The sequence below is a fragment of the Thioclava sp. ES.031 genome, assembly GCF_002563775.1.
In the GTDB taxonomy this organism is placed as follows: Bacteria; Pseudomonadota; Alphaproteobacteria; order Rhodobacterales; family Rhodobacteraceae; genus Thioclava.
This window is the reverse complement of the sequence record NZ_PDJO01000001.1, coordinates 3,288,762-3,314,371: the sequence shown is the minus strand read 5'-3', so window position 1 is coordinate 3,314,371 and position 25,610 is coordinate 3,288,762. Positions and strand designations below refer to the sequence as shown.

The 25,610-nt window shown below is 65.1% G+C and carries 21 protein-coding genes; 12 read left to right on the top strand and 9 right to left on the bottom strand.

Features of this window, described 5'->3' with window-relative positions; genetic code table 11:
• Nucleotides 1-14 precede the first annotated feature (14 nt).
• Both AXZ77_RS15685 and trpS read right to left on the bottom strand, forming a co-directional pair.
• The gene (locus AXZ77_RS15685) at nucleotides 15-1,046 is read right to left on the bottom strand and encodes a glycosyltransferase family 2 protein (protein ID WP_098411875.1); all 1,032 of its coding nucleotides are present in this window, start codon (nucleotides 1,044-1,046) and stop codon (nucleotides 15-17) included.
• A gap of 419 nt (nucleotides 1,047-1,465) precedes the next feature.
• Nucleotides 1,466-2,506, bottom strand: a complete 1,041-nt coding sequence (gene trpS, locus AXZ77_RS15680) for a tryptophan--tRNA ligase (protein ID WP_098411874.1) — start codon at nucleotides 2,504-2,506, stop codon at nucleotides 1,466-1,468.
• 130 nt (nucleotides 2,507-2,636) lie between these two features.
• On the opposite strand from trpS, the gene AXZ77_RS15675 reads away from it, so the two are divergent.
• Nucleotides 2,637-3,323, top strand: a complete 687-nt coding sequence (locus AXZ77_RS15675) for a rhomboid family intramembrane serine protease (protein ID WP_098411873.1) — start codon at nucleotides 2,637-2,639, stop codon at nucleotides 3,321-3,323.
• 173 nt (nucleotides 3,324-3,496) lie between these two features.
• Here AXZ77_RS15675 and murJ read toward each other — a convergent pair whose 3' ends face one another.
• The 3 genes from murJ to AXZ77_RS15660 are packed head-to-tail and all read right to left on the bottom strand — an operon-like array spanning nucleotide 3,497 to nucleotide 9,048.
• Nucleotides 3,497-5,050, bottom strand: a complete 1,554-nt coding sequence (murJ, locus tag AXZ77_RS15670; protein ID WP_098411872.1) for a murein biosynthesis integral membrane protein MurJ — start codon at nucleotides 5,048-5,050, stop codon at nucleotides 3,497-3,499.
• Nucleotide 5,051: 1 nt separating this feature from the next.
• Nucleotides 5,052-7,814: a [protein-PII] uridylyltransferase gene (locus AXZ77_RS15665; RefSeq protein ID WP_098412579.1), complete on the bottom strand. Its 2,763-nt coding sequence runs from the start codon at nucleotides 7,812-7,814 to the stop codon at nucleotides 5,052-5,054.
• A 58-nt stretch (nucleotides 7,815-7,872) separates the two neighbouring features.
• Nucleotides 7,873-9,048, bottom strand: a complete 1,176-nt coding sequence (locus AXZ77_RS15660) for a penicillin-binding protein activator (RefSeq protein ID WP_098411871.1) — start codon at nucleotides 9,046-9,048, stop codon at nucleotides 7,873-7,875.
• A gap of 200 nt (nucleotides 9,049-9,248) precedes the next feature.
• Here AXZ77_RS15660 and rsmI point away from each other — a divergent pair, with 200 nt between their 5' ends.
• From rsmI to AXZ77_RS15640, 4 genes are all read left to right on the top strand, one after another.
• On the top strand, nucleotides 9,249-10,088 hold the full coding sequence (rsmI, locus tag AXZ77_RS15655; RefSeq protein ID WP_255266517.1) for a 16S rRNA (cytidine(1402)-2'-O)-methyltransferase: 840 nt from the start codon (nucleotides 9,249-9,251) through the stop codon (nucleotides 10,086-10,088).
• Nucleotides 10,085-10,450, top strand: coding sequence for a YraN family protein (locus AXZ77_RS15650; protein ID WP_078548476.1), 366 nt, complete (start codon nucleotides 10,085-10,087; stop codon nucleotides 10,448-10,450). Before rsmI ends, AXZ77_RS15650 begins: the two co-directional genes overlap by 4 nt.
• A 73-nt stretch (nucleotides 10,451-10,523) precedes the next feature.
• Nucleotides 10,524-11,465 carry a glutathione synthase gene (gene gshB / locus AXZ77_RS15645; RefSeq protein ID WP_078542069.1) on the top strand — a complete coding sequence of 314 codons (942 nt, stop codon included), beginning with the start codon at nucleotides 10,524-10,526 and terminating at the stop codon, nucleotides 11,463-11,465.
• 1 nt (nucleotide 11,466) lies between these two features.
• Nucleotides 11,467-12,375, top strand: coding sequence for an alpha/beta hydrolase (locus AXZ77_RS15640; protein WP_098411869.1), 909 nt, complete (start codon nucleotides 11,467-11,469; stop codon nucleotides 12,373-12,375).
• On the opposite strand, the gene AXZ77_RS15635 is transcribed toward AXZ77_RS15640, so the two are convergent.
• Nucleotides 12,356-13,867, bottom strand: a complete 1,512-nt coding sequence (locus AXZ77_RS15635) for a YifB family Mg chelatase-like AAA ATPase (RefSeq protein ID WP_098411868.1) — start codon at nucleotides 13,865-13,867, stop codon at nucleotides 12,356-12,358. The two genes, AXZ77_RS15640 and AXZ77_RS15635, sit on opposite strands and share 20 nt — an antisense overlap.
• Nucleotides 13,868-14,336: 469 nt before the next feature.
• On the opposite strand from AXZ77_RS15635, the gene AXZ77_RS15630 reads away from it, so the two are divergent.
• The 6 genes from AXZ77_RS15630 (at nucleotide 14,337) to AXZ77_RS15605 (ending at nucleotide 21,017) form a co-directional block, all read left to right on the top strand.
• A complete protein-coding gene (locus AXZ77_RS15630; RefSeq protein WP_078520502.1) occupies nucleotides 14,337-15,215 on the top strand; it encodes an RNA polymerase factor sigma-32 in 879 nt (292 codons plus the stop codon).
• On the top strand, nucleotides 15,212-16,024 hold the full coding sequence (locus AXZ77_RS15625) for a ChaN family lipoprotein (protein ID WP_098411867.1): 813 nt from the start codon (nucleotides 15,212-15,214) through the stop codon (nucleotides 16,022-16,024). The genes AXZ77_RS15630 and AXZ77_RS15625 overlap by 4 nt, the downstream gene beginning before the upstream one ends.
• A gap of 59 nt (nucleotides 16,025-16,083) precedes the next feature.
• Nucleotides 16,084-17,292 (top strand): bifunctional phosphopantothenoylcysteine decarboxylase/phosphopantothenate--cysteine ligase CoaBC, encoded by a 1,209-nt coding sequence (coaBC, locus tag AXZ77_RS15620; RefSeq protein WP_098411866.1) that lies wholly within the window; start codon nucleotides 16,084-16,086, stop codon nucleotides 17,290-17,292.
• 127 nt (nucleotides 17,293-17,419) lie between these two features.
• The gene (gene dut / locus AXZ77_RS15615) at nucleotides 17,420-17,890 is read left to right on the top strand and encodes a dUTP diphosphatase (RefSeq protein ID WP_098411865.1); all 471 of its coding nucleotides are present in this window, start codon (nucleotides 17,420-17,422) and stop codon (nucleotides 17,888-17,890) included.
• Nucleotides 17,891-17,893: 3 nt separating this feature from the next.
• Nucleotides 17,894-18,958: a HesA/MoeB/ThiF family protein gene (locus AXZ77_RS15610; protein WP_098411864.1), complete on the top strand. Its 1,065-nt coding sequence runs from the start codon at nucleotides 17,894-17,896 to the stop codon at nucleotides 18,956-18,958.
• Between the two features lie 37 nt (nucleotides 18,959-18,995).
• The gene (locus AXZ77_RS15605; RefSeq protein WP_098411863.1) at nucleotides 18,996-21,017 is read left to right on the top strand and encodes a M3 family metallopeptidase; all 2,022 of its coding nucleotides are present in this window, start codon (nucleotides 18,996-18,998) and stop codon (nucleotides 21,015-21,017) included.
• Between the two features lie 129 nt (nucleotides 21,018-21,146).
• Here AXZ77_RS15605 and AXZ77_RS15600 read toward each other — a convergent pair whose 3' ends face one another.
• Both AXZ77_RS15600 and AXZ77_RS15595 read right to left on the bottom strand, forming a co-directional pair.
• Nucleotides 21,147-22,031 carry a cation diffusion facilitator family transporter gene (locus tag AXZ77_RS15600; protein WP_098411862.1) on the bottom strand — a complete coding sequence of 295 codons (885 nt, stop codon included), beginning with the start codon at nucleotides 22,029-22,031 and terminating at the stop codon, nucleotides 21,147-21,149.
• Nucleotides 22,032-22,079: 48 nt separating this feature from the next.
• Nucleotides 22,080-22,721 carry an SH3 domain-containing protein gene (locus tag AXZ77_RS15595; RefSeq protein ID WP_098412578.1) on the bottom strand — a complete coding sequence of 214 codons (642 nt, stop codon included), beginning with the start codon at nucleotides 22,719-22,721 and terminating at the stop codon, nucleotides 22,080-22,082.
• A 184-nt stretch (nucleotides 22,722-22,905) separates the two neighbouring features.
• On the opposite strand from AXZ77_RS15595, the gene AXZ77_RS15590 reads away from it, so the two are divergent.
• Nucleotides 22,906-23,892: a D-glycerate dehydrogenase gene (locus tag AXZ77_RS15590; RefSeq protein WP_078520495.1), complete on the top strand. Its 987-nt coding sequence runs from the start codon at nucleotides 22,906-22,908 to the stop codon at nucleotides 23,890-23,892.
• 159 nt (nucleotides 23,893-24,051) lie between these two features.
• Here AXZ77_RS15590 and AXZ77_RS15585 read toward each other — a convergent pair whose 3' ends face one another.
• On the bottom strand, nucleotides 24,052-25,299 hold the full coding sequence (locus AXZ77_RS15585) for a PRC-barrel domain-containing protein (RefSeq protein WP_098411861.1): 1,248 nt from the start codon (nucleotides 25,297-25,299) through the stop codon (nucleotides 24,052-24,054).
• Between the last annotated feature and the right edge of the window lie 311 nt (nucleotides 25,300-25,610).

Below are 25,610 nucleotides of genomic sequence, written 5' to 3'. Positions count from 1 at the left end.
CATCCCGACCGCGGTCACCGGGCTGCCCCCGCCGCGACGGGATCGTCTTCGAAATTCAGGAATTGGCGCACGGTGTAGGGTTTGCGTCCGCGCTGGTTGAAATAGACCCGCGCGAGAACTTCTCCGATCAGGCCGATGCTCAGAAGCTGGAAGCCCGCTAGAGCAGACAGGACCGACAGCAAGAGAAACGGGTTGCCCGTCATGTCGACGCCGCCCCAGATTTTCATGATGACGGTGATCACGGTCGCGACGAAAGACAGCGCGAAGCTGAAGATGCCGAGCCCGCCGAACACCATCATCGGGTGCCCGGCATTGCCCAGAAAGAAGCGCACCGTCAGCAGGTCGAGGATCACCACGAAGGTGCGGCCGATCCCGTATTTCGTCTCGCCATGGAGCCGCGGCCGGTGATGGGTCTCCATCTCGACACAGCGCGCGCCGCGTTCGAACAGCAGGAGCGGGATGAACCGGTGCATGTCGCCGTAGAGCTCGATCTCCGAGACGAGCTCTCGCCGCATCACCTTTAGGGTGCAGCCCAGATCGTGGATCGGGAAGCCCGTGCTCCACGAGATCAGCCGGTTCGCGATCATTGAGGGCAACTTGCGGTTCAGCATCGCGTCCTGCCGATGCCGCCGCCAGCCATGGACGAGATCATATCCCTGCTCCAGCTTGGCCAGCATCGGCGCGATATCCGCCGGATCGTTCTGCAGGTCGCCGTCGATGGTGACGATGGCGTCCTGCGAGGCGAAATCCAGCCCGGCCTTCATCGCGGCGGTTTGACCATAGTTGCGGCGGAACCGGATCACCCGCAGGTGCTGGTCCTGCCGAGCTTTTTCGGCGAGCGCCTCGCCGCTACCGTCGATCGAGCCGTCATCCACGAGGACAATCTCGTAGGGTTTGCCGATCGGCTCGAGGGCTGTGGTGAGTTCTTTGCAGAGGAGATCGATGTTCTCGATTTCGTTGTAAATCGGTACGACGACGGAGATGCCTGAGACAGGTTCCGGTCCCGTTTGGTCCGACTTTACAGTCGATGTCGAAAATTCCGACATGTTTCTCTCCCCAATCCTCTCCTGCCACGTAGTAAGGAAAATTTAAGGAAGACCCACATTCAAGAATTTTCTTACAAATATAACGCCGTTTTGGGTAAATCGATAAACAATCCATGCAAAGCGCACCTCTGTTCGTCAATCTTGGAAACAAGCGCGACTTCGCCGCTACTGAAGCGCGCTGTGTCCGAAGGTGGCTCGGATGGAAGCCTCACGCGATGCACCAGACGCACCGTTAGGCGAGTTTGTCATCAAATTTGGCGACTGGGCGATGACCTGGCCTGACAGGGGGCGCTGCCCCCTCAGGCCTTGCGGCCTGTCCCTCCCGGGATATTTCGAAAGAGCGAAGACGGTAGGCGCACAGCCTCGTCTTCGCTCTCGGAAAATATTCCCGGCGACGGGGGCAGCCCCCCGTGCCGCGCTCAACGCGAGCGGACCATACCCATGATCTCGAGCGTCTTGCCCAGGATCGGTTGCGCGATCTCGTCGGCCCGGTTCGCGCCGTCGCCGAGGATATTGTCGATCTCGGAGGGGTCGTTCATCAGCCGGGTCATCTCGTCCGAGATCGGAGCAAGCTTCGCGACCGCCAGTTCCGCCAGCGCCGGTTTGAACTTGCCGAAGCCTTCGCCGCCATATTCGCCCAGCACCTGCGTCGGCGTCATGTCGGCCAGCGCGGCGTAGATGTTCACGAGGTTGCGCGCCTCGGCCCGGTCCTTGAGCCCGTCGAGATCCGAAGGCAGGGGCTCGGGGTCGGTCACGGCCTTGCGGATCTTCTTGGCGATCGTGTCGGCATCGTCGGTCAGGTTGATGCGGCTCGCATCCGACGGGTCGGATTTCGACATCTTCTTGGTGCCGTCGCGCAGGGACATAACGCGGGTGGCGGCGCCTTCGATCAGCGGCTCGGGGGCGGGGAAGAACTCGGTCTTGTAGTCATGGTTGAACTTGGCCGCGATGTCGCGGGTCAGCTCCACATGCTGCTTCTGATCCTCGCCCACCGGCACCATCGTCGCGTGATAGAGTAGGATATCCGCGGCCATCAGCGCGGGGTAGGCGTAGAGGCCGAGGCTGGCCTTCTCGGCATTCTTGCCCGCCTTGTCCTTGAACTGGGTCATCCGGTTCATCCAGCCCAGACGCGCGACGCAATTGAACGCCCAGGCCAGTTCGGCATGGGCCGAGACCTGGCTCTGGTTGAACAGGATCGAGCGTTTCGGATCGACGCCCGAGGCGAGGAAGGCGGCAGCCGCCTCGCGGGTGTTGCGGCGCAATGCCTCGGGCTCTTGCCAGACCGTGATCGCGTGCATGTCGACGAGGCAGTAGATCGTCTCGATCCCTTCGTCCTGCTTCTGGGCAAAGCGCTTGAGCGCGCCCAGATAGTTTCCCAGCGTCAGCCCGCCAGAGGGCTGGATGCCGGAGAAGATCCGCGGTTTGAAATTGGCGTTGAGGGGTTGCGCTTGCTCGCTCATCTGATGCTCCTGATCTGCGGGGGGTGGAAGCCCGCCATTGAGGATCTCCCGGGGTGGAAATCCGCTCTCCGCTCGCTTATCGCTAAAGCGCAAAGGGCGCAACTGAGCCCGTGAGCAGGAGAGGCGAGACATGCGCGACGGTTATGACGAACACCCGGTGAACCCGCTGCCGCCCGTGGTCTGGCTGCTGGCGCTGCCGATCATAGCGACGGAGCTGTTCTTCGCGATGGGCCAGTCGGGTCTGATCGGCGGGGCGCAGGCGGCGGGCTGGCGGCTCGACGCACTGCAGAAATTCGCCTTCTCGCCGCAGGTGATGCGCGCGATGATCGATACCGGGCAATATCCGCCCGAGCAGATGATGCGCATTCTGACCTATCCGTTCGTGAACGCCTCGGTGACGCAGGCGATCTTCGTGCTCGTGTTCCTCTTGGCGCTGGGCAAGATGGTGGGAGAGATCTTCTCGGGGCTCGCCGTGGCGGTCGTGTTCTTCGGCGCGACGATCCTTGGCGCGCTGGTCTATGCGGCGCTGCCGTTTACGCAGATCGGGCTCTATGGCGGCTATCCAGGCGATTACGGGCTGATCGGGGCCTTCACGTGGATCTTGTGGACGCGGCTCGGGCAGGAGAATGCGAACCAGCTGCGGGCGTTTTCGTTGATCGGGGCGCTGATGGGCATCCAGCTGATCTTCGCGATGATCTTCGGCGCGCGGCCCGACTGGATCGCGGATATCGTCGGGTTCGTCGCGGGCTTCGTGCTGAGCTTCTTCGTGGCACCCGGCGGGATGCAGCGGACCTTGCAGCGGCTGCGGCGGCGGTGAGAACTTAGGGGCGCGCCCGAGCCTCGGGTGGGCGCCTCGGGTCGCTAGTGGCTTGGCGCTTTATCTCTCAAGCCCGAAAGTCGTCTGAAACCGCGATGTCATCGCCAATGCGCCCTCCCGTGGGGAGGGTCGGGCGCGGCCCGGGGCTGGTCGCCCCGTGCCAAAGTAGCCCCTCACGCCCCGCCCGGACCGCGGCGCATCGCACCTTTCAGATCGGCCATATGCATCGCGCCAATGGCGATAGCCGTGCCGAAATAGACGAGCATCCCGAACAGCACGAGCCCCAGCAGTGCCAGCGCGCGCAGGCCCGGCACGGCGAACGCGCCCGGCACCGCCCAGGTCACCGCCCAGATTGCAGCCCCCATCACCAGCGCCGCGATCACGATGCGGGGCAGGCGGCGGTAGAAACGGTGATCGAAGCTCGCGGCCTCGCCCATCGGACGCGCGCCGAGCCAGAGCTGCGCGACCATCGCCCAGGCGGCGAGCGTCGTGCCGACAGCCGCTGCGAGATAGCCGATCACGAAGGACAGCCCGATCGCCAGTACCGCGTTCACCACCATCGCGACCAGCGCGTAGTTGAACGGCGTGCGGGTGTTCTCGCGGGCGAAATACAAGGGCTGCAGAACCTTTTGCAGCACGAAGGCGGGCAGGCCGAGCCCGTAGATCGCGGTGGCCCATGCGGTGGCGATCGTGTCCTCGTGGGAGAACTGGCCGCGCTCGAACAGGACCGAGACGATGGGCTGGGCTGCTACCAGAAGTGCTATGGCAGGGCCGACGGTGAAGAGGAGCGCGAATTCGCCCGCACGCGAGAAGGAATAGCGGCTGCCTGCCGTATCGCCGCCGCGCAAACGGCGCGACAGATCGGGCAGCAGCACCACGCCGATCGCGATGCCCACCACGCCCAGCGGCAGCTGATAGAGCCGGTCGGCATAGTTCAGCCATGCGATTGCACCGTCGAAATGCGAGGCGACCTGACGGCCCACCAGCAGGTTGATCTGGACCACGCCGCCCGCGAGCATCGCCGGGATCGCGATGCGGACAAGGCGTTTCATGTCGGGCGACAGGCGCGGGCGCTTCGGGACGATCTTGAAACCCGCGCGCCATGCGGCGACCCAGACGAGCGCAAGCTGCGCCACGCCCGCGACCGGCACGGCCCAAGCCAGCGCATCGCCCACCGGCCAGCCCGCCTGATCGGCCATGAGCATCGCGATCACGAAGGTCACGTTCAGCAGCACGGGTGCTGCGGCCGCGGCAGCGAAATGCCCCGCCGCGTTCAGCACGCCCGACAGAAGCGCGCTCAGCGAGATGAAGAGGATGTAAGGGAAGGCGATCCGGCCATAAGTTGTGGCGATCGTGAACCGCTCATCGCCCGCGAAACCCGAGGCCATCGCCAGCACCAGCCACGGCATCGCCGCCGAGGCCACCAGCGTCAACAAGATCAGCACAGAGGCCAATCCCCCCATCGCCTCGCGTGCAAAACCCTTCGCGTTCTCGCCGCCCTCCAGCTTCTTCGAGAAGATCGGGATGAAGGCGGTGTTGAACGCGCCCTCCGCGAAGAAGCGCCGGAACAGGTTGGGCAGCGAGAAGGCCACGAGGAAGGCCTCGGCCACCGGGCCTGCGCCGAGGAAGGCCGCGATCATCATGTCGCGCGCAAACCCGAGGATGCGGCTCGCCATGGTCCAGCCGCCCACCGTGAGGAAGCCGCGCACCAGCCGGATTGGTTTCATGTCAGTTGCCCGCCCGTTTCGCGCCCGACGCGATGGCGTCCATCAACTTCTTCTCGAGCGCTTCCTGGCGGGGTTTGGAATGCAGTTTCAGGCCGAACATGTCTTTCACATAGAAGCTGTCCACGACCTGCGCGCCATAGGTGGCGATCACCGCCGAGGAGATCGAGATGTTGTTCGACGCCAGCGCCCGGGTCAGGTCGTAGAGAAGGCCCGGCCGGTCGCGGGTATCGACTTCGATGATCGTGTAGATATCCGATCCTTCGTTGTCGATGGTGATATGGGTCGGGAATTTGAACTCGCGCTCACGCTTCTTGAGCTTGTCGCGATCCTTGAGTGCCTCGCGGGCGACGACCTCGCCTTTCAGCGTCTTCTCGATCATGCCGCGCAGCCGGGTCAGCTTCGACGCCTCATAGGGGTGACCCTCGGCATCCTGCACCCAGAAGACGGCGGTCGCATAGCCGTCCTTCGAGGTATAGGTGCGCGCGTCGACCACATTCGCGCCGACCAGTGCCAGCGCGCCGGAGAGCCGCGAGAAGATGCCGGGGTGATCGGCCAGCGCGAAGCTCACGCGGGTCGCGTCGTGATCGTCATCGGGATGCAGGTCGATGCGGATCTCGTCATCGCCCAGATCGCGCAGGAGCCGCGCGAAGATCTCGTGATTGACCGTGGCGAGCGCCTGCCAGTAGGGCGCGTAGTGCCGGGCCAGCTCGGCGCGGATTTGTGCCTTGTCCCAGCTGTCATCCGCCTCCAGAACTTCGCGCAAGGCACGCTTGGCCTCATCGGTGCGCTGCTCGCGATTGACCGCTTCCAGCCCGTGCTCCAGCGCCATCGCGGTCTCGGAATGCAGCTTGCGCAGCAGGGTGGCTTTCCAGTTGTTCCAGACATTCGGGCCGACGCCGCGAATGTCGCAGACGGTCAGAACGGTCAGCAGGTCGAGCCGCTTGCGCGACTTCACGCGCTTGGCGAAATCGCGGATCGTGCGCGGGTCCGAGAGGTCGCGCTTCTGCGCCACGTCGGACATCAGCAGGTGGTGGCGCACAAGCCATTCGACGGTCTCGGAATCCTCCTGGTTCAGCCCCAGCCGCGGCGCGACCTTGCGGGCGATCTTCGCGCCGAGGATCGAATGATCCTCGGGTCGCCCCTTGCCGATGTCGTGCACCAGCAGCGCGACATAGAGGACCTTGCGATTGATGCCTTCTTCGAGGATGTGCGACGACAGCGGCAGATCCTCGACCAGCTCGCCGCGCTCGATCTGCGCCAGCGTGGAGACGACCTGAATCGTGTGCTCGTCCACCGTGTAGCTGTGATACATGTTGAACTGCATCATCGCGACGATCGGTTCGAATTCCGGGATGAAGGCCGCCAGCACGCCCAGTTCGTTCATCCGCCGCAGCGCGCGTTCCGGGTTGCCGTGCTTGAGCAGCAGATCGAGGAAGATGCGCTGCGCTTCGCGATTGGTGCGCACCTTGTCGTCGATCAGGTCGAGATTGGCCGAGACGAGCCGCATCGCGTCGGGGTGGATCAGCATCCCCGAGCGCAGCCCTTCCTCGAACAGCCGCAGCAGGTTTACCGGATCGGAGAGGAACGCCTGCTCGTCGGCGACATTTATCCGCCCGTTCTCTTCGCAATAGGGGGCTTTCAGCTTGCGCCGCCTGCGGAAAATCCGCTGCAGCATCGGCGCGCTTTTCACATGCTGCGCTTCGAGCTTGGTCAGGAAGATGCGGGTCACGTCGCCCACGGCGGTCGCGTGGCGGAAGTAATCCTGCATGAAGACCTCGACCGCGCGGCGGCCCGCCAGATCGCGATAGCCCATGCGCTCGGCCACTTCGACCTGCATGTCGAAGGTCAGCTGATCCGAGGCGCGGCCCGAGATCAGATGCAGGTGGCAGCGCACCGCCCAGAGGTAATTCTCGGCCTCGTGGAAGGTCTCGTATTCCTCGGGCGAGAAGGCGCCGATCTTCATCAATTCGCGGGCGCGGCCGACGTGATGGATATATTTGCCGATCCAGTAGAGAGTCTGCAGGTCGCGCAACCCGCCCTTGCCCTCTTTCACATTGGGTTCGAGCACGTAACGCTGCCCGCCCTGACGGCGGTGGCGCTGCGAGCGTTCCTCCAGCTTGGCCTCGATGAACTCGGCCTCGCTGCCCTCGAAGAGATCGTGACGAAGGCGTAGCGACAGCGCCTCGGCCAGCTTCTCGTCGCCGCCCACGCAGCGATGTTCGAGAAGAGCGGTGCGGATCGTGATGTCTTCGCGCCCGAGCCGGATGCAGTCGTCGAGCGTGCGGGACGAGTGACCGACCTTCAGCTTCAGATCCCAGAGCATGTAGAGCATCGACTCGATGACGCTCTCGGCCCACGGGGTGACCTTGTATGGGGTGAGAAACAGCAGATCGACATCGGAATGCGGCGCCATCTCGGCACGGCCATAGCCGCCCACGGCGAGCACTGCGAAGCGCTCCGCCTCGGTGCGGATGCCGCTGGGGTGCAGGCGCTCCGTCGCGATGCGGAGCACCGAGCGGACGATGCCGTCGGTCATCTGCGCATAGGCTTCGACCGTGTCGCGCGCGGCGCGCGGATGGGTCTCGAAATCGGCCTCGATCGCGGCGGCGGCGGCGCGGCGTTCCTCGGAGAGGAATGTCACCGTCGCGGCCCGGATGTCTTTCGGGTCGCTGGCGTCGGAGGTCGCTGCATCGAGCGCGTCGAACAGACGCTGCTGATCCAGAAGGAGGGGCGCCCCGGTCGCTGCCGGGGCGGTGTCTGTCATGCGGGTCACTGCGCGATCTTGTCCCTTACCGGGCCCTTTCGTTTGGGGGCGGTCCGGATCAGGATCCGAAGCCGCCGAAGTTGCGCGGCGCCGGGTCGATCACGACCGCCTGGCCGTTGCGGACCTGTGCCACGGCGAGGCCGCGCTCGTTGGTGCCGTCGGGCAGGAAGCGGAAGACGCCGTTGACGCCCACGAAGCCCGAACGCTGGGTCAGGCCCTGCTTGGTCAGCGCATCCGGGTTGCCGGACTTCACCAGCGCGCCGATTGCTGCAATCCCGTCATAGGCGAGGCCTGCGATCGGGTGGGGCGCTTGCCCGTAAGCGGCACCATAGCGCGAGACGAACTGCTGTTGCAGCGCCGGATCGGGCTCGGCGAACCAGCCGCTCTGGGTGCCCGGCAGCGACAGCGTCGCCGGCGGAATATCCCAGCGGGTCAGGCCGATATATTGCGTGGTCTGCGGGGTCACGCCCTGCTCGCCCATCAGCTGCGTGAGCAGCGGGAGCGCGCCTGCGGTATCGGCCGTCAGGAACAGCGCATCGACGTCACCGGACTTCACGCGGCTTGCGATCTGCGGCGTCGCATCGACCACGCCCTGCTGCGAGAACGGGTAGGAGGCCACGCCTGCGAGCGAAGCGCCCGAGCGTGCGACCGCGGTCTGGATCGCCTGTGCGCCGATCTCGCCCGCCGTGGTCTGCTCATGCACGACCATGATCCGCTTCTTGCCCTGACGTGCGGCGAAGCTCACGAGGCGGTTGGCGGTGTTCTGGAAGGTCGGGCCGAGCACGAAGACGTTGCCGCCCGCGACGTTGGTGTTGTTCGAAAACGCCAGCACGTTGATGTTGCGCGAGGCGACCGCGAGACCTGCGGCATTCGCCGATTGCGCATAGACCGGGCCGAGGATGACCTTGGCGCCCTCGTCGGCGGCCTTGGTGGCCATCGCGGCCGCTTGCTGCGGATTGCCGGCGGTGTTGTAGACCTGCAGGTCGATCCGTGCGCCTTGCAGATCCTGAATCGCGAGATTTGCCGCATTCTGCAGCGCCCGCGCGAGAGTCTCATCGCCAGCGTTGCCGGACCCGGCCGGAACCAGAAGTGCCACCTTGACCGGTGCGCTGGTGTCGATCTTCTGACCGGAATTGCCCATCGGCCCCGGCTGACAGGCCGCAAGCCAGACCAATGCGAGGAGGGCTGCGATTCGCGCGGCGAGGGCGCGGGGGTTACGAATGAGATTAAACATGATACGTCCTTTTGGGCGTTGGCGTCCGGTCCGGGCACTGAAGCAACGCCTGCGAACCGCGAGGAAATGACGCGGCTGAGACTACGCACAAGCAGGCGTGAAGTAAACGTTCCACACAAGTGATGAGGCGGGCGATGGGCGAGGGTGTTGTATCTGATGCAAACACGGAAAATAAGGGAACCAAGGGCGCTCCGGCGCCGTTGAGCCCGGGGCTTCATTTCATTGCCACACCCATCGGAGCCGCCCGCGACATCACCCTGCGCGCCCTCGACATGCTGCGCGCAGCCGACGTTCTGGCGGCCGAGGATACGCGCAGCCTGCGGCACCTGATGGAGATCCACGGCGTGCCGCTGAACGGGCGTCAGGTGCTCGCCTATCACGACCATAACGGCGCCGCGATGCGCCCGAAAATCCTCGCAGCCTTGGAGGCGGGGAAGTCGGTGGTCTACGCCTCCGAGGCAGGTACGCCACTGGTCGCCGATCCGGGCTATCAGCTCGGCCGCGCGGTGATCGAGGCTGGGCTGCCGCTCTATAGCGCGCCGGGCCCCTCGGCAGTGCTGACGGCGCTGACCCTGTCGGGCCTGCCGACGGATCGCTTCCTCTTCGCGGGGTTCGCGCCAAACAGTAAAGGGGCGCGGCGAAACTGGCTCGCGGAGTTCAAGGAAATTCCGGCGACGCTGGTTTTCTATGAAAGCCCCAAACGCGTTAGGGAAATGTTAGCTGACGCGGCCCATAGTCTGGGAAAAGAGAGACAAGCGGCGCTGTGCCGGGAGTTGACGAAACGCTTCGAAGAGGTCCGCCGGGGAACGCTGGAAGAGCTTGCGGAGAGCGTGGCCGAGGCGCCGATCAAGGGCGAGATCGTCGTCGTCGTCGACAGGCCGCACGCGGTCGAGATCGACGACGCGGAGCTGGAGCGGCGGTTGAGCGCCGCGCTTGATCGGGAGTCGCTTCGCGATGCGGTCGATGCCGTCGCAGGCGCGACCGGGTTGCCGCGTCGCAAGGTCTATCAGGCCGCTCTGGCCATGGAGAAAAAGAGATGAGTGGATCGCTGTCGTATCATTCGGGTCTCGCCGCCGAAGAGCAGGTGATGCTGCATTACGAGCGGGCAGGGCGCGCGGTCTCGGAACATCGCTGGCGGGGCAAATATGGCGGCGAGATCGATCTGATCGCACGGGAGGGCGACACCCTAATCTTCGTCGAGGTGAAGAAATCGCGCAGCCATGCCCGCGCCGCGGAACGTCTCTCGCAGCGTCAGATGCGCCGGATATGCATTTCGGTCGAAGAATATCTGATGCGCCATCCCGCTCCGGCAAACTGCAATCGCAAGGTCCGGTTCGATCTCGCATTGGTCAATGAGATCGGGGAGATCAAGGTCCTGGAGAACGCCTATTTCGGAATGTGACCGGCCCGTGGGTTGAGGTTGCATCCAGACGCGCCACATTGCATCAAGATTGCAGTCTAAAGAGGGGGCGCGGATGGGATTGAAAGTTGCGATCCAGATGGATCCGATCGAAGCGGTCAATATCGAGGCTGACAGCACGTTTAGGATCGCCGAAGAGGCGCAGGCGCGTGGGCACGAGCTATTCTACTACACGCCGGATCGCCTGATCTACCGCGAGGGGCACGTCTATGCGCGTGGCTGGCCTCTGGTGGTGCGGCGTGAGAAGGGCAACCACTTCACGCTGGGCGAAGAGACCGAGGTCGATCTGGGCGACTGGGATGTGGTTTGGCTGCGGCAGGACCCGCCCTTCGATATGGGCTATATCACGACGACCCATCTGCTGGAGCGGATCCATCCCGAGACGCTGGTCGTCAACGATCCTTTCTGGGTCCGCAACTCGCCCGAGAAGCTTCTCGTTCTGGATTTCCCTGACCTGACGCCGCCGACACTGATCGCGCGCGATCTGGAGGCCATTCGGGCTTTCAAGGCGGAGCATGGCGATATCATTCTCAAGCCGCTCTACGGCAATGGCGGGGCGGGGGTCTTCCGGCTCGATCCGAACGATCGCAACCTGTCGTCGCTGCACGAGCTGTTCATCGGCATCAACAACGAGCCTCTCATTGCGCAGAAGTTCCTGCCCGCCGTTTCGAAGGGCGACAAGCGGATCATTCTCGTCGATGGCGAGCCGGTGGGCGCGATCAACCGGGTGCCGGCGGCGGGCGAGACGCGGTCGAACATGCATGTCGGCGGACGGCCCGAGAAAGTCGAGCTGACCGCGCGCGACCGCGAAATCTGCGAGCGGATCGGCCCGTATCTGCGTGAGAAGGGGCAGATCTTCGTCGGCATCGACGTGATCGGCGACTGGCTGACCGAGATTAACGTCACCTCGCCGACGGGCATTCAGGAGCTTGAGCGTTTCGACGGCGTGAATATCACCGCCCGCATCTGGGAGGCGATCGAAGCGAAACGGAGCTGATATGTCGATCCGGCTGGTCTTTCTCAATCTTTGGCTGCGCAGCATCGCGAAACCGATGGTGCGCCGGTTCCACGGGGCTGCGCAAACGCGGCGCGCGACGGAGAGATTGGCCAGTTGGGTCGTGCGCGAGCCGACCGGGCTCTGCCGTCTGCCGACGAAGCTGGCCGGGCGCAATGCGCTGTCGCTGCGCGCGGGGCGGTCCTCGGTGGGGCGCATCATTCTCTATCTTCATGGCGGCGGTTACGTCACCGGCTCCCCGTGGATGTATCGCGGGCTCGCGGGGCGTTTGGCGAAGCTGAGCGGTCTCGAGGTGGTCGTGCCGGATTACCGCCTCGCGCCCGAGGCGCCGGTGGGCGCGGCGCTCGAGGATGCGACCGCAGCTTTCGATGCGCTGGTGGACATGGGTTACGACCCGAGCGCGATCGTGATCGCGGGCGACAGCGCGGGGGGCGGTCTGACACTGGCGCTTCTGAGCGTGCTGTGCCAGCGCGGCACGCCGCCTGCCGGGGCGATTACCTTCTGCCCGTGGACGGACCTGACCTGTTCGGGGGAGAGCCTCCGCGTCAATGCCGCGAAAGATGCGATGCTGCCGGTCGAACGGCTTGGCGATACCTGCGAGATGGTTCTGCGCGGACACGACGCGGCCGATCCGCGCTTCTCGCCGCTTTTCGCGGAGTTCCCCGATCCGCCGCCGGTGCTGATCCAGCATTCGATGGGGGAAATTCTCAGCGATGACTCGCTGCGTATGGCCGAGCGGCTGCGCAGCTTCGACGCGGATGTCACGGTGCAAAGCTGGCCCGATGCGCCGCATGTCTGGCATTTCTTCGACGGGCGGGTGCCCGAGGCGCGCGCGGCGCTGGAGGATGCTGCTGCGGCGGCGCGCCGGATGCTCACCCTGCCACCGCGCTGAGCCGATAGCTCAACGCCTCGGCGATATGGGGCTGGCGCACGTGCTCGGCATGGTCGAGATCGGCGATGGTGCGCGCGACCCGCAGAACCCGGTGGTACCCGCGCGCCGACAATCCGACCCGCTCGGCCATCCGGGCCAGCAGATCGCGCCCCTGCGCATCCGGCGTCGCGATGTCTTCCAGTAACTGTCCTTCGGCTTCGGCATTGACGCGGATCGCGGGGTGATCCGCGAAGCGCTGGGCCTGCCGCTCGCGCGCGGCCGCAACGCGGGCCGCGACCTCGGCGGAGCTGTCGCCGGAGGCTGGCAGGTCAAGATCGGCATAGCGCACCGGCGGCACTTCGATGCGCAGGTCGAACCGATCCATCAGAGGCCCCGAAATCCGCCCTAGATAATCGTCGCCGCAGCCGGGCGCGCGGGCGCAGGCGCGCTCTGCATCGCCGAGATATCCGCATTTGCAGGGGTTCGCCGCCGCGATCAGCAGGAAGCGGCAGGGATAGCGGGTATGGGCGTTGGCGCGCGAGACGACGACTTCGCCGGTCTCGATCGGCTGGCGCAGGGTCTCCAGCACGGCGCGGGGGAATTCGGGAAACTCGTCCATGAACAGCACGCCATTATGGGCGAGGCTGACTTCGCCGGGCCGCGCGCCACGCCCGCCGCCGATCATCGCGGCCATTGAGGCGGTGTGATGCGGTTCGCGGAAGGGTCGGGTGCGCGAGATGCCGCCCTCGGCCAGCAGCCCCGACAGCGACTGGATCATCGAGGTTTCCAGCATCTCCTCGGGGCGCATCTCGGGCAGGATCGAGGGCAGGCGCGCGGCCAGCATGGATTTACCCGAGCCGGGCGTGCCGATCATCATCAGGTGGTGGCGACCGGCAGCGGCGATCTCCAGCGCGCGTTTGGCTCGTTCCTGACCCTTCACATCACGCAGGTCGCGCGGGTGCGTCGTGTCGCGAACGAGACCCGGGAGCGCGGGCTCCAGCGGCAGGCGACCGCTGAGATGGTCGATCGCGGCGCCAAGCGTCGCCGGGGCCGTCACCTCGGCCGCACCGACCCAGGCCGCCTCTGCGCCCGAGCCCTTCGGGCAGATCAGCCCCTTGTCCTGCGCGGCGGCCGCCATCGCGGCGGGCAGGGCACCCGCGACCGGCAGGAGCCGCCCGTCGAGCGACAGCTCCCCCACGGCGACCAGCGCCTCGATCCTGTCGCGGGGCACGACCCCGATCGCGCCCAGCAGCGCCAGTGCGATCGGCAGGTCGAAATGCGAGCCCTCTTTCGGCAGATCGGCAGGCGAGAGGTTCACGGTGATCTTCTGCATCGGCAGTGCAATTCCCAGCGCACCAAGTGCCGCGCGCACTCGCTCGCGCGCCTCGGACACCGCCTTGTCGGGCAGACCCACGACCGCGAAGCCGGGCATCCCTTCGGAGAGCGCGCATTGCACCTCCACGAGGCGGGCCTCGCCCCCCTCGAACGCGACCGTGTAGCTCTGGCTGACCATCGGCTCTCCTGCGCCTCTTCGTCGAGGGGTAGCGCGGGCATGGTTTAGGAATGGTTAACAGGCGGCGGGACGGGCAAGGCGCGGTTCAAAACTGCGACTCGAGCAGGGGGTGCGTCGCTCGACCCGACCGCCGAGATATTCGCGAAAACCTGCGTTTCCTGCATATCTGCACAGCCCAGGCTTCAATTTCGCGCAGCAGATCAAGATGTTGCGTTACAGTCCCTCAAGTGTTCGTGAGCAGGCTTATGATATGGGATGCTCAAGAAGGAGTGATGCCTTCAGCATAGCGGTATGAATTTATTTCGTTTTTCGCTTTAAAACCTCGTCAAGTGCGCGTTGCGCACAAAGTTTCAGGCAAAATTCAACATTTCCGTGAGGAACCAATTCATGTCATTCGCATTGGGTGGGCAAAGCAACCGCCACTGCAAAGTTGCGCCGGTTTGGGCTGGACACCCCAGGGAGATTGTAAATGGCACTCGATGGTATGACCGATGAAACCCTGCCACGCCAAGCAATGCGGGCAGAGTTCCTGGATGCAGAAACCGAAGCGGAACTGGCGCGAGCGTGGCGCGACAATCGGGACGAGCAGGCGCTGCATCGGCTTGTGACAGCCTATATGCGTCTAGCGATCTCGATGGCTTCGAAGTTCCGCCGCTACGGCGCCCCGATGAACGATCTGATCCAGGAAGCCTCACTCGGTCTGATGAAAGCCGCCGACAAGTTCGACCCGGAACGCGGCGTGCGGTTCTCGACCTATGCTGTCTGGTGGATAAAAGCCTCGATCCAGGAATTCGTGATGCGCAACTGGTCGATGGTGCGCACCGGGTCCACCTCTTCGCAAAAGGCGCTGTTCTTCAACATGCGCCGCGTTCAAGCCCAGCTGACCCGCGAAGCGCAGCAAGAGGGCGAGCAGCTCGACGCAATGCAGCTGCGTCAGCGCGTGGCCGAAGTGATCGGCGTGCCGCTCTCGGATGTCGAGATGATGGAAGGCCGCCTGTCCGGCTCCGACTTCTCGCTCAACGCCACGCAGTCCAGCGAAGACGAAGGCCGCGAATGGGTCGATACGCTGGAAGATGACGGCGCGAGCCCCGAGGAAACCGTGGCCGACAGCCATGACGGTCAGACGATGAAAGTCTGGCTGGGCGAGGCGATGGGCCGCCTGACCGACCGCGAAGCCTATATCGTCCGCGAACGTCGTCTGATCGAAGATCCGCGCACTTTGGAAAGCCTCGGTGAAGAGTTGGGGCTTTCGAAAGAGCGTATCCGTCAGCTCGAAGCGCAGGCTTTCGGCAAGATGCGCAAATCGCTTGAAACCCATCAGGGCGAGGTGCAAAGCTTCTTCGTATGAGGAAGTTTCTTGCCGCGCTCTGCCTGCTGTCTCTGACCGGTCCCGCCTTTGGCGCGGAAATATCGCCCGCCCAGCTGGATACGCTGTCGGGCGATATTGTCGTTCTGGGAGAGATACATGACAACCCGACCCATCACCTCAATCAGGCGCGTGCGATCAAGGCGCTGAAGCCCGCCGCCGTGGTGTTCGAGCAATTGACGCCCGAGCAGGCGGCGAAGATTACGCCCGCGCTTTTGAAGGATGAAGGCGCGCTCGCAAAGGCGCTGGACTGGGACAATTCGGGCTGGCCCGATTTCGCGATCTATTATCCGATTTTCGCCGCTTTGGGCGATGCGAAAGTCTATGGCGCCGCGCAGCCGCGCGAGACCGTACGCGCCGCGATGACCAAGCCGCTGCCGGAGGTGTTCGGGCCGAATGCGGCACGTTACGGGCTCGATCAAGCCTATCCGGAAGACCTGCAGGCCAAGCTGGAAGCGGAGTCGCAAGAGGATCATTGCAACGCATTGCCGCCCGATCTGCTGCCCGGCATGGTCGCGGCGCAACGCTTCCGCGATGCGGCGTTTGCGCGGGTGGCGCTCGACGCGCTGAAGGAGACCGGCGGGCCGGTCGCGGTCATCACTGGGTCAGGCCATGCGAAGACCGACCTCGCCGTGCCCGCGCTTCTGCGCAAGGCGGACCCGCAGGCGAAGGTCGTGGCGATCGGTCAGATCGAGGCGGAGCCGGGCACCGATCCCGGCGCGCAGCCCTTTGACGACTGGATCATTACGCCGCCGACCGAACGCGCCGATCCCTGCGCCGCGTTCAAGTGATCCTTGCGCCAATGCGCCCCGGCGCTTAGACCATCTGAGAGAGTTTCACGGAGAGGCAAATGCTTGCGGGCAAACGCATCCTGTTGATCATCGGCGGCGGTATCGCGGCCTTCAAGGCGCCCGAGCTGATCCGTCTGCTGCGCGGGGCGGGGGCCTCGGTGAGCCCGGTCCTGACCAAGGCCGGGGCCGAGTTCGTGACGCCGCTGACCGTCTCCTCGCTTGCGGGCGAGGCGGTTCATTCCGACCTCTTCGATCTGACGCATGAATCCGAGATCGGTCATATTCAGCTGTCGCGCGCGGCCGATCTGGTGGTCGTCGTGGCCGCCACCGCCGATCTGATGGCGAAGATGGCGAACGGTCTGGCCAATGATCTCGCCTCGACCCTGTTGCTTGCCACCGACAAGCGCGTGCTGATCGCGCCCGCGATGAATGTGCGGATGTGGGAGCACCCCGCAACGCAGCGCAATATCGCGACGCTCAAATCCGATGGCGTGATCTTCGCAGGCCCGACCGAGGGCGACATGGCCTGTGGCGAGTTCGGCGAGGGCCGGATGGTCGAACCCGAGGCGATCCTGGCTGCGATCGATACCGCGCTGTCGGACGGTCCGCTGAAGGGCCGCCATATCCTCGTGACTTCGGGGCCCACCCACGAGCCGATCGACCCGGTGCGCTATATCGCGAACCGCTCCTCGGGCGCGCAGGGCACGGCCCTTGCCGCCGCGCTGCGGGACCTCGGTGCTAATGTCACCTTCGTCACCGGCCCCGCGACGGTCGCGCCGCCTGCGGGCGTGCGGGTGGTCAAGGTCGAGACCGCGCGCGAGATGCTGGACGCAGTGCAGACCGCGCTGCCCGCCGAGGCGGCGATCTTCGCTGCCGCCGTGGCCGATTGGCGCGTGGCGAACGCGGCCGAGCGGAAGATGAAGAAGGACGGCACCGGCGCACCGCCCGCGCTCGAATTCGCCGAGAACCCCGACATCCTCGCCACCGTCTCGAAAATGGGCGAAGGGCGCCCGGGCCTCGTGGTGGGCTTCGCGGCCGAGACCCATGACGTCGCGCGGTTTGCGGCCGACAAACGCGCCCGCAAGGGCTGCGACTGGATCGTCGCCAATGACGTGAGCCCCGCGACCGGGATCATGGGCGGGACCGAGAACGCGGTGACGATCATCGACGAGACCGGCGCGGAAAGCTGGGACCGGATGGGCAAGCAAGAGGTCGCGCGGCGGTTGGCTGCGCGCATCGCAGAAAGCTTGGGCGCGGCTGGCGCCTGAGGGACGCTCCGCGGCGGATATTTATGCCAAGCCGAAACGAAGCGCGCCTGTTTCGGCTTGGTCCAAATATCCCCGCCGGAGGCATCCGCATTTGACGCCCGCGCGACATCGGGCAGGAGAGAGACACGTGAGCACACCGATCATCAAGGTTCTGCGCGAGGACTGGGCCGATCCCGAGATCGCGCTGCCGCGCTATGAGACCCACGGCGCCGCCGGGGCCGATCTGCGCGCCAATCTTGCCGCAGAGGATCGCGCGCGCGGGATCACGCTCGCACCAATGCAGCGCGCGATCATCCCGACCGGGCTGCGCGTCGAGATCCCCGAAGGGTTCGAGATGCAGATCCGGCCGCGCTCGGGGTTGGCGCTGAAACACGGGATCAGCCTGCCCAACACGCCCGGCACGATCGACGCCGATTATCGCGGGCCGCTGGGGGTGCTGCTGATCAATCTCGGCCATGAGCCCTATCTGATCGAGCATGGTGCCCGCATCGCGCAGGCGATCGTCGCCCCGGTGGTGCAGGCGCGCTTCGAGGTCGCGGATGCCTTGGGCGACACCGCACGGGGCGTAGGCGGGTTCGGCTCGACCGGGAAGGTCTGAGCGATGCTCGGGCTGGTTCTGATGGCGGCGATCGTGGGGCTCGGGCTGGTGCTCAAGGCCTCCGTGCGTGCGATCTTCGGGATGCTCGTGCTGATCTGGGCGGCCTTGGTGATCGCGCATCTGCCCATCCCCGGGTTTGGTCCGCTCGGGCGCGTTCTGGGCGGCTCGCTTGCGGGTTGGATTGGCCTCGGCGTCGTCGTCGCGCTGGTGTTGATCTATCGCCGGATGCTCGGGGCGATCCGGACGAGGGCCGAGGCGAAAGAGGCTGAGGCGCCCGCGCCCAAACCGGGCAGCTTTTCCGAGGCCGAACTGGACCGCTATGCGCGCCACATCATGTTGCGCGAGATCGGCGGGCCGGGGCAGAAGCGGCTCAAGCAGGCCAAGGTTCTGGTGGTTGGGGCCGGGGGGCTCGGTTCGCCCGCGCTTTTGTATCTCGCCGCGGCCGGGGTGGGGCGGATCGGGGTCGTGGATGACGATGTCGTCTCGAATTCCAACCTGCAGCGGCAGGTGATCCATCGCGATGCCGATCTCGGGATGCCCAAGGTCTTCTCCGCGCAAAAGGCGATGCTGGCGCTCAACCCGCATATCGAGGTGCTGCCCTATAACCGTCGCCTGAGCGCCGAGGATGCCGAAGGGCTGATCGCCGAATATGACCTCGTCCTCGACGGGACCGACAATTTCGACACGCGCTATCTGGTGAATGCAGCCTGCGTGGCGACCGGAACGCCGCTGATCTCCGGCGCGATCACGCAATGGGAAGGGCAGCTGTCGCTCTACGATCCGGCGAAGGGTGCGCCCTGCTATGCCTGCGTCTTCCCCGAAGCGCCTGCCGCCGGGCTCGCGCCGAGCTGTGCCGAAGCGGGCGTGGTGGGCGCGCTGCCGGGCGTGGTGGGCTCGATGATGGCAACCGAGGCGATCAAGGAGATCACCGGCGCGGGCCAATCCGCGCGCGGGCGGCTGATGATCTATGATGCGCTTTGGGGCGAGAGCCGTCAGTTCGGCGTCAAACGGCGTGCCGATTGCGCGGTTTGCGGCGAAGGGCGCGGCGCGGGGGATGGTCAATCCTGAGCACGCGCCCTAGCTTGCGATGCAAAGGAGACCCGCCATGACCAACCCGCTTCTCGCCGACTGGACCGGCCCCTACGAACTGCCGCCCTTCGCGCAGATTTCCGATGCCGATTTTGCGCCTGCGTTCGACGCGGCGCTGGCCGAGGCGCGCGCCAATATCGCGGCGATCGCGGACTCGCCCGAGGCCCCGACATTCGCCAATACGATCGAGGCGATGGAGCTTGCGGAAGAGGCGCTCGAGAAGGTCGCGGGCGTGTTCTACAACCTCGCCGGGGCCGATGCGATGCCTGCGCGGCAGGAGCTGATGCGCGATCTGGCGCCGAAGCTCGCGGCGTTTTCCTCCGAGATCACGATGAACACCGCGCTGTTCGCGCGGATCGACCAGCTGTGGCAGAGCCGCGAGAGCCTCGGACTTGGCCCGGAGCAGGCGCGGCTTCTGGAGCAATATTATCAGATGTTCACCCGGTCGGGCGCGGCGCTGGAAGGGGACGCGGCCGAGCGGATGCGCGAGATCAAGCAGCGCTTCGCCTCGATCACCACGCAGTTCAGTCAGAACCTGCTGGCCGATGAGAGCGGCTGGTTCCGCCTGCTGGCCGAGGAAGACCTCGAAGGGCTGCCCGATTTCGTCGTGGACACCGCCCGCGCGGCAGGCAAGGAGCGCGGGCAGGACGGCCCGGTGCTGACGCTCTCGCGCTCGCTGATCGTGCCTTTCCTGCAATTCTCGCCCAATCGCGAATTGCGGCGCATCGCCTATGAGGCCTGGACGTCGCGCGGCGCGAACGGCGGCGAAACCGACAATCGCGAGATCGCCGCCGAGGTGCTGAAGCTGCGCGAGGAGCGTGCGAAGCTTCTGGGGTACGAGAGCTTCGCCGCCTACAAGCTGGAGCCCGAAATGGCCAAGACGCCGGAGGCCGTGCGCGGTCTTCTGATGCGGGTCTGGGAGCCTGCGAAGGCTGCCGCAGAGGCGGATGCCACGAAGCTGGCCGAGATGATGCATGCCGACGGGATCAACGGCGATCTCGAGCCGTGGGATTGGCGCTACTATGCCGAGAAGCGCCGCGTGGCCGAGCATGATTTCGACGAGGGGCAGATCAAGCCCTATCTCTCGCTCGACGCGATGATCGGCGCGGCTTTTGATACTGCGAACCGCCTCTTCGGGCTGGAGTTCAAGGAGATCGACGGGCCGTTCTATCACCCCGACGTGCGCGGCTGGGAGGTCTCGCGGGGAGGCAAAGTGCTGGCCGTGTTCCTCGGCGATTATTTCGCGCGCGGCTCGAAACGCTCGGGCGCGTGGTGCTCGGCGATGCGCTCGCAGCGCAAGCTGGGCGGCGCGCCGGTGCCGATCGTGGTCAACGTGTGCAACTTCGCGAAGGGCGATCCGGCGCTTCTGAGCCATGACGACGCGCGCACGCTGTTCCATGAATTCGGCCATGCGCTGCACCAGATGCTGTCGGATGTGACCTATCAGTTCCTGTCGGGCACCTCGGTCGCGCGCGATTTCGTGGAGCTGCCGAGCCAGCTTTACGAGCATTGGCTCGACGTGCCCGAGACGCTGGAAAAGCACGCGCGCCATTACAAGACCGGCGAGCCGATGCCGATGGAGCTGCGCGAGAAGCTGAAAGGGGCTGCCACCTTCGATCAGGGTTTCTCGACGGTGGAATATCTCGGCTCGGCGCTGGTCGATCTGGCCTTCCACGAGGGCGCGGCCCCGGAAGATCCGATGGCGAAGCAGGCCGAGGTGCTGCGCGAGATCGGCATGCCGCATGCGATCCGGATGCGCCACGCGACGCCGCATTTCGCCCATGTCTTCTCGGGCGACGGCTACTCGTCTGGCTATTACAGCTACATGTGGTCCGAGGTGATGGATGCCGATGCGTTCGAGGCTTTCGAGGAAGCAGGCGACGTGTTCGATCCGGAAACGGCGGCGAAGCTCGAACGCTTCGTGCTGTCGGCGGGCAATTCGCGGCCGCCGGAGCAGCTTTACACCGAGTTCCGGGGCAAGATGCCGGGGGTGGAACCTCTGCTGAAGGGCCGCGGGCTGCTCGATCCTGCCGCTTGAGCGGGTGGCGATGCCGGAGCCTCCGGCGGGGATATTTAAGGCAGTTGGAAGCAGGACAATCTGCTTTCCAACTGCTCGAAATATCCCGGGGGGCGGCGTAAGCCGCGGGGGCAGAGCCCCCTGTTGCGCTCAGCCCCGATAGACATCCTTGTGGATGATGACGTCGGCCTGCGGATAGGCCTCGACGATGGCGCGTTTGAGCGCGGCGCCGATGTCATGGGCCTCTTCCAGCGTCTGGTCGCCGTCGAGTTCGATATGCAGGTTCACGAAGATCTGTGCGCCTGCGGTGCGGGTCTTGAGATCGTGGAAGCCGCGCACGCCGGGCCAGTCGCGGGCGATCTTTGTGATGCCGTCGATGACCTCATCCGGGGCCGCGCGGTCCATCAGGGCGTTCCAGGCGCCGAGGAAGATTTTCGCCGCGCCGCCAAACATGATCGCGGCGGCGATCAGCGCGACGACGCTGTCCACGTCGCCCCAACCGAAAGCGTGCGAGAGCCAGAGCGCGAGGATCGCGCCCAGTGTCGGCAGCAGGTCGCCCACATAGTGCAGCCGGTCGGCGGCGACGACCTTGTTGCCGGTCTTGCGCGCCACGCGGCCCTGCCACCAGATCAGGCCGAAGGTGATCGCCGCAGAAGCGACCATGACCGCGATCCCAATACCTTCGGCGGCAAGCGGGGGCGGGGTCGGGGCCAGCAGGCGCTGAACGCCGGTGATGCCGATCGTGATGCCCGCGCCCAGCACGATCAGTGCCTGACCGAGGGCCGCGAGGTCTTCGGCGGAGCTATGCCCGAAGGCGTGATCGTCATCGGCGGGTTTCGCGGCATAGAGGATCGCCAGCAGCCCCGCGCCCGAGATCAACAGGTCCACCGAGCTGTCTGCGAGCGACGCGCCCACGGAGAGCGCGCCGGTCTGCCACAGCGCCCAGGCCTTGATCGCCACGAGCAGCGCGGCGGTGCCGACCGAGGCCAGACCCGCCGAGGTGTTCATCCGGTGTTCGTTTTCGCTATAGGCCATCGCCGCCGTCTCTACCTTTGCGCCGATGCTCTAGCGCAGGTGAGCGTCTCAGTCACGGGTCTCGTCGGGGTCGACGCCCCAGATTTCTGTCTTGGGCAGCCAGCCATCCGCGCCCGAGCCCTCGATTTCGCACCAATCATGGGTGCAGGCGCCGAGGCCCGCGATCGCTCCGGCCTGCGCCTTGGCGGTGACTGCGGATTTCGGATCGGGACGGGCGTGGAGCGAGACCATGTCCTGCAGGACGATCACGTTGCGCACGCCCGAGATCAGCGTGTAGTGAATCCATCCGCCCTGACCCTCGTTATCCTCGACCCGCCGCCAATGACCGAATTCCGCGGTGACTTTCAGCGGCATGCCGGGATGGGTGAAGACCCAGTCGATCCGGTGCGAGAGCGAGGGTCCGCGACGCACATTGCCCTTCGAGCCTTTGAGCGAGACATAGCGCGGGATCGGCAGGTGGGTGACGGGGCCGCGGCGCTGGGGTTTCGCCAGTTGCACGTCGGGGCCGTTGGGGGCGGGCTTGGCCACAGGCTTCGCTTGCGGCTTGGTGGTCTGGCTGGTTGCAGCGGGCTGAGCGGCGGGGGCGTTCGATTTCGACTGCGCGCCCGAGGCATTGCCCGACACGCTCCAGATTGCGCCGACCAGAATCGCAATTGAGGATACCGCCGCGAGGATTTTGCTGCCCGTCATCATCCGCCTCATATCCCGGCCCGCCCGCTGGCTGATCCGCGGGTCTGCAACATCCGGCGCGCAATAAAATTGCGCGCCCATGTCGATTTCGGCCATTACTGCTCTTGCCGGGCCTTGTGCCTGCCCGCGTTGAGGGGCAGTTTGCATCCAACCGCCCCGCGATGGAAGAGAGGAGAGGACCGAGATGCCTGCACCGCGCCTGAGTGTTGTCGTGACGCGACGCCTGCCCGAGGTCGTCGAGACCCGGATGAAGGAATTGTTCGAGGTCGAGCTCAATCACGACGATCGCAAGATGAGCCGGGAGGAGCTGGTCGAAGCGATGAAACGTGCCGACGTCCTCGTGCCTTGCGTGACCGACCGGATCGATGCGTCGATGATCTCGCAGGCCGGCGAGCGTCTGAAACTGATCGCGAATTACGGCGCCGGGGTCGATCATATCGACGTCTCCTCGGCGCGTCAGCGCGGGGTGCTGGTGTCGAACACGCCGGGCGTCGTCACCGACGATACGGCGGATATGACCATCGCGCTGATGCTGGCGGTGACGCGGCGCATTCCCGAGGGGCTCGCGCATATGCAGGCGGGCAATTGGGAGGGTTGGGCGCCCACCGCCTTCATGGGCCATCGCATCGGCGGTAAGCGGCTGGGCATTCTCGGTATGGGCCGGATCGGTCAGGCGGTGGCGCGGCGCGCCAAGGCCTTCGGGATGCAGATCCACTATCACAACCGCACCAAGGTTCACCCCGATATCGAGGAGGAGCTGGAGGCGACCTACTGGGACAGTCTCGACCAGATGGTGAGCCGGATGGACGTGATCTCGGTGAACTGCCCGCACACGCCCTCGACCTTCCATCTGCTCAATGCGCGGCGGCTGAAGATGCTCAAGCCCGAGGCGGTGATCGTGAACACGTCGCGCGGCGAGGTGATCGACGAGAATGCGCTGACGCGGGCGCTGCGCGCGGGCGAGCTGGCCGGGGCCGGGCTCGACGTGTTCGAGCATGGCGCGGAGGTCAATCCGCGGCTGCGCGAGCTGTCGAATGTGGTGCTGCTGCCGCATATGGGTTCGGCCACTGTCGAGGGGCGCGTCGAGATGGGCGAAAAAGTTCTGGTCAACATCAAGACCTTCGCCGACGGGCACCGCCCGCCGGATCTGGTCGTGCCGTCGATGACCTGATCCGCTCGAAAACAGCTTCGAGGCCCCGGCGTGATCCGGGGCCTTTTCATTTGGGCTTCGGTTGAGTTGGGTCACACGATGACGAAAGGCCCCGGGACGCGCCCGGGGCCTTCGCTGGGAGCAGGGCTGCCCCCGGCTCTCCGTCACATCATCCGAAGATTACTTCGCTTCGTATTTCGGAAGCTTCTTCAGTTGGTCTTCGGTCAGACCGGTATGCACGGTGATCGAGGTGTCGTTCTGCAGAACGGTCAGCTCGCTCGCCTTGATTTCGACCGGCTTGGCGCCAATGCCGAGGAAGCCACCCACGTCGATCACGACGCCCGAGACTTTACCGTCATTGCCCTGAACCAGCTCGGACACGTCGCCGACCTTGTCGTCGTTCGGGCCATAGACGCCTTCACCACGCAGCGTGTCGGGAGCGACCGAAGCGATATCGACCTTCTGGCCGTCTTCCTGGTCAGCTTGACCCATGGTGCCCACGGCAGCGGCGGTGCTGTCGACGGCGTCGTCGATGGCGTTGCCGGTCTCATTAGCGGCTTCCTTGGTCGCTTCGCCAGCGTTCTCGGCCGCGTTCTCGACGGCTTGGCCGGTCGCGTTCGCAGCTTCCTTGGTGTTCTGAGCGGCGTCTTTCGCCATCTCTTCGGTCTTGTCGCCAGCGTTATTCATCGCCTGCTCAGTTTCCTGCGCGGCGTTCTGAGCGGCGTCGGCAGTGTTCTCGGCGGCGTTGTCGATCGCTTCGCCTGCGTTATCGGCAGCCTGAGCGGTCTCGTTCGCAGCTTCGTTCGCAGCGGCGCCTGCAGCGGTGGCGGTCGCCTTGGCTGCGGCTTCGGCGTGGTCGCCGGCCTCATCCATCTGCTGCGACGCATCGGCGTTTTGCATGTCTTCGCCGTTACCGTTCTTGTCGCCATTGGCCTCCGCGCTGAACGCGGTCTGCATTTCGGCGTCATATTTCGGCGCTTGGTCCAACTGGTCCTTGCTGCCCTGAGCGACGACGAAATAGGAATTGTCGGTGTCGCCATCGGGGATCAGGTTGAGCGAATCCATCGAGATCGCGACGGTTTTCTCGCCAATACCGAGGAAACCACCCACGTCGACGAGCACGGCATCGACTTCGCCGTTGGTGCCGATCACGACGTCGCTGACTTCGCCAACGTCATCCCAGTTGTCCTGCGCTTCATTGATCGCGGTCTTCGCGTCGACCTTGTCCTTCGAGATGTAAACCCGCTTGCCCATGAGGCCCGAGGCGTTGAAGGAATCCGGAATCGACTTCATGAACATGTCGCCCGACATGTTGGCCGAAGCGTTCGCGTTGGCTTCAGCCGTCGCGTTTGCATTTGCTTTGTCTTCGGCATGTGCGGGCAGGGCAAGCATCAGGCCGATGGCGGTAGTGGTGATGAGCTTTTTCATATCTCGTCTCCCTTTCGTTTTAAGTGAGGCGCGTCGGTCCCGGTTTCCGGTTTCCCCGGCCTCTGATGGTCTGAGAACTGGTGAAACGGCGCACAGTTCCTGTGCAAACGGGGGAAAAATTTTTACAAATCGTGGGAACTAAACACGGATTCGCGACTCGCCTCACGGAAGCGTCATCGCCGGGTTCGGGCGCATCCAATGGGGCTTGAGCTTTCATAAGCGGGCCCCACAGGGCGGGCGCCGCGCCCCCGAAGCGCCGCGCGTGCGCTTTTGTCGTTTTTGTCGCGCGAATGTCGCCCGGATCGGATTGC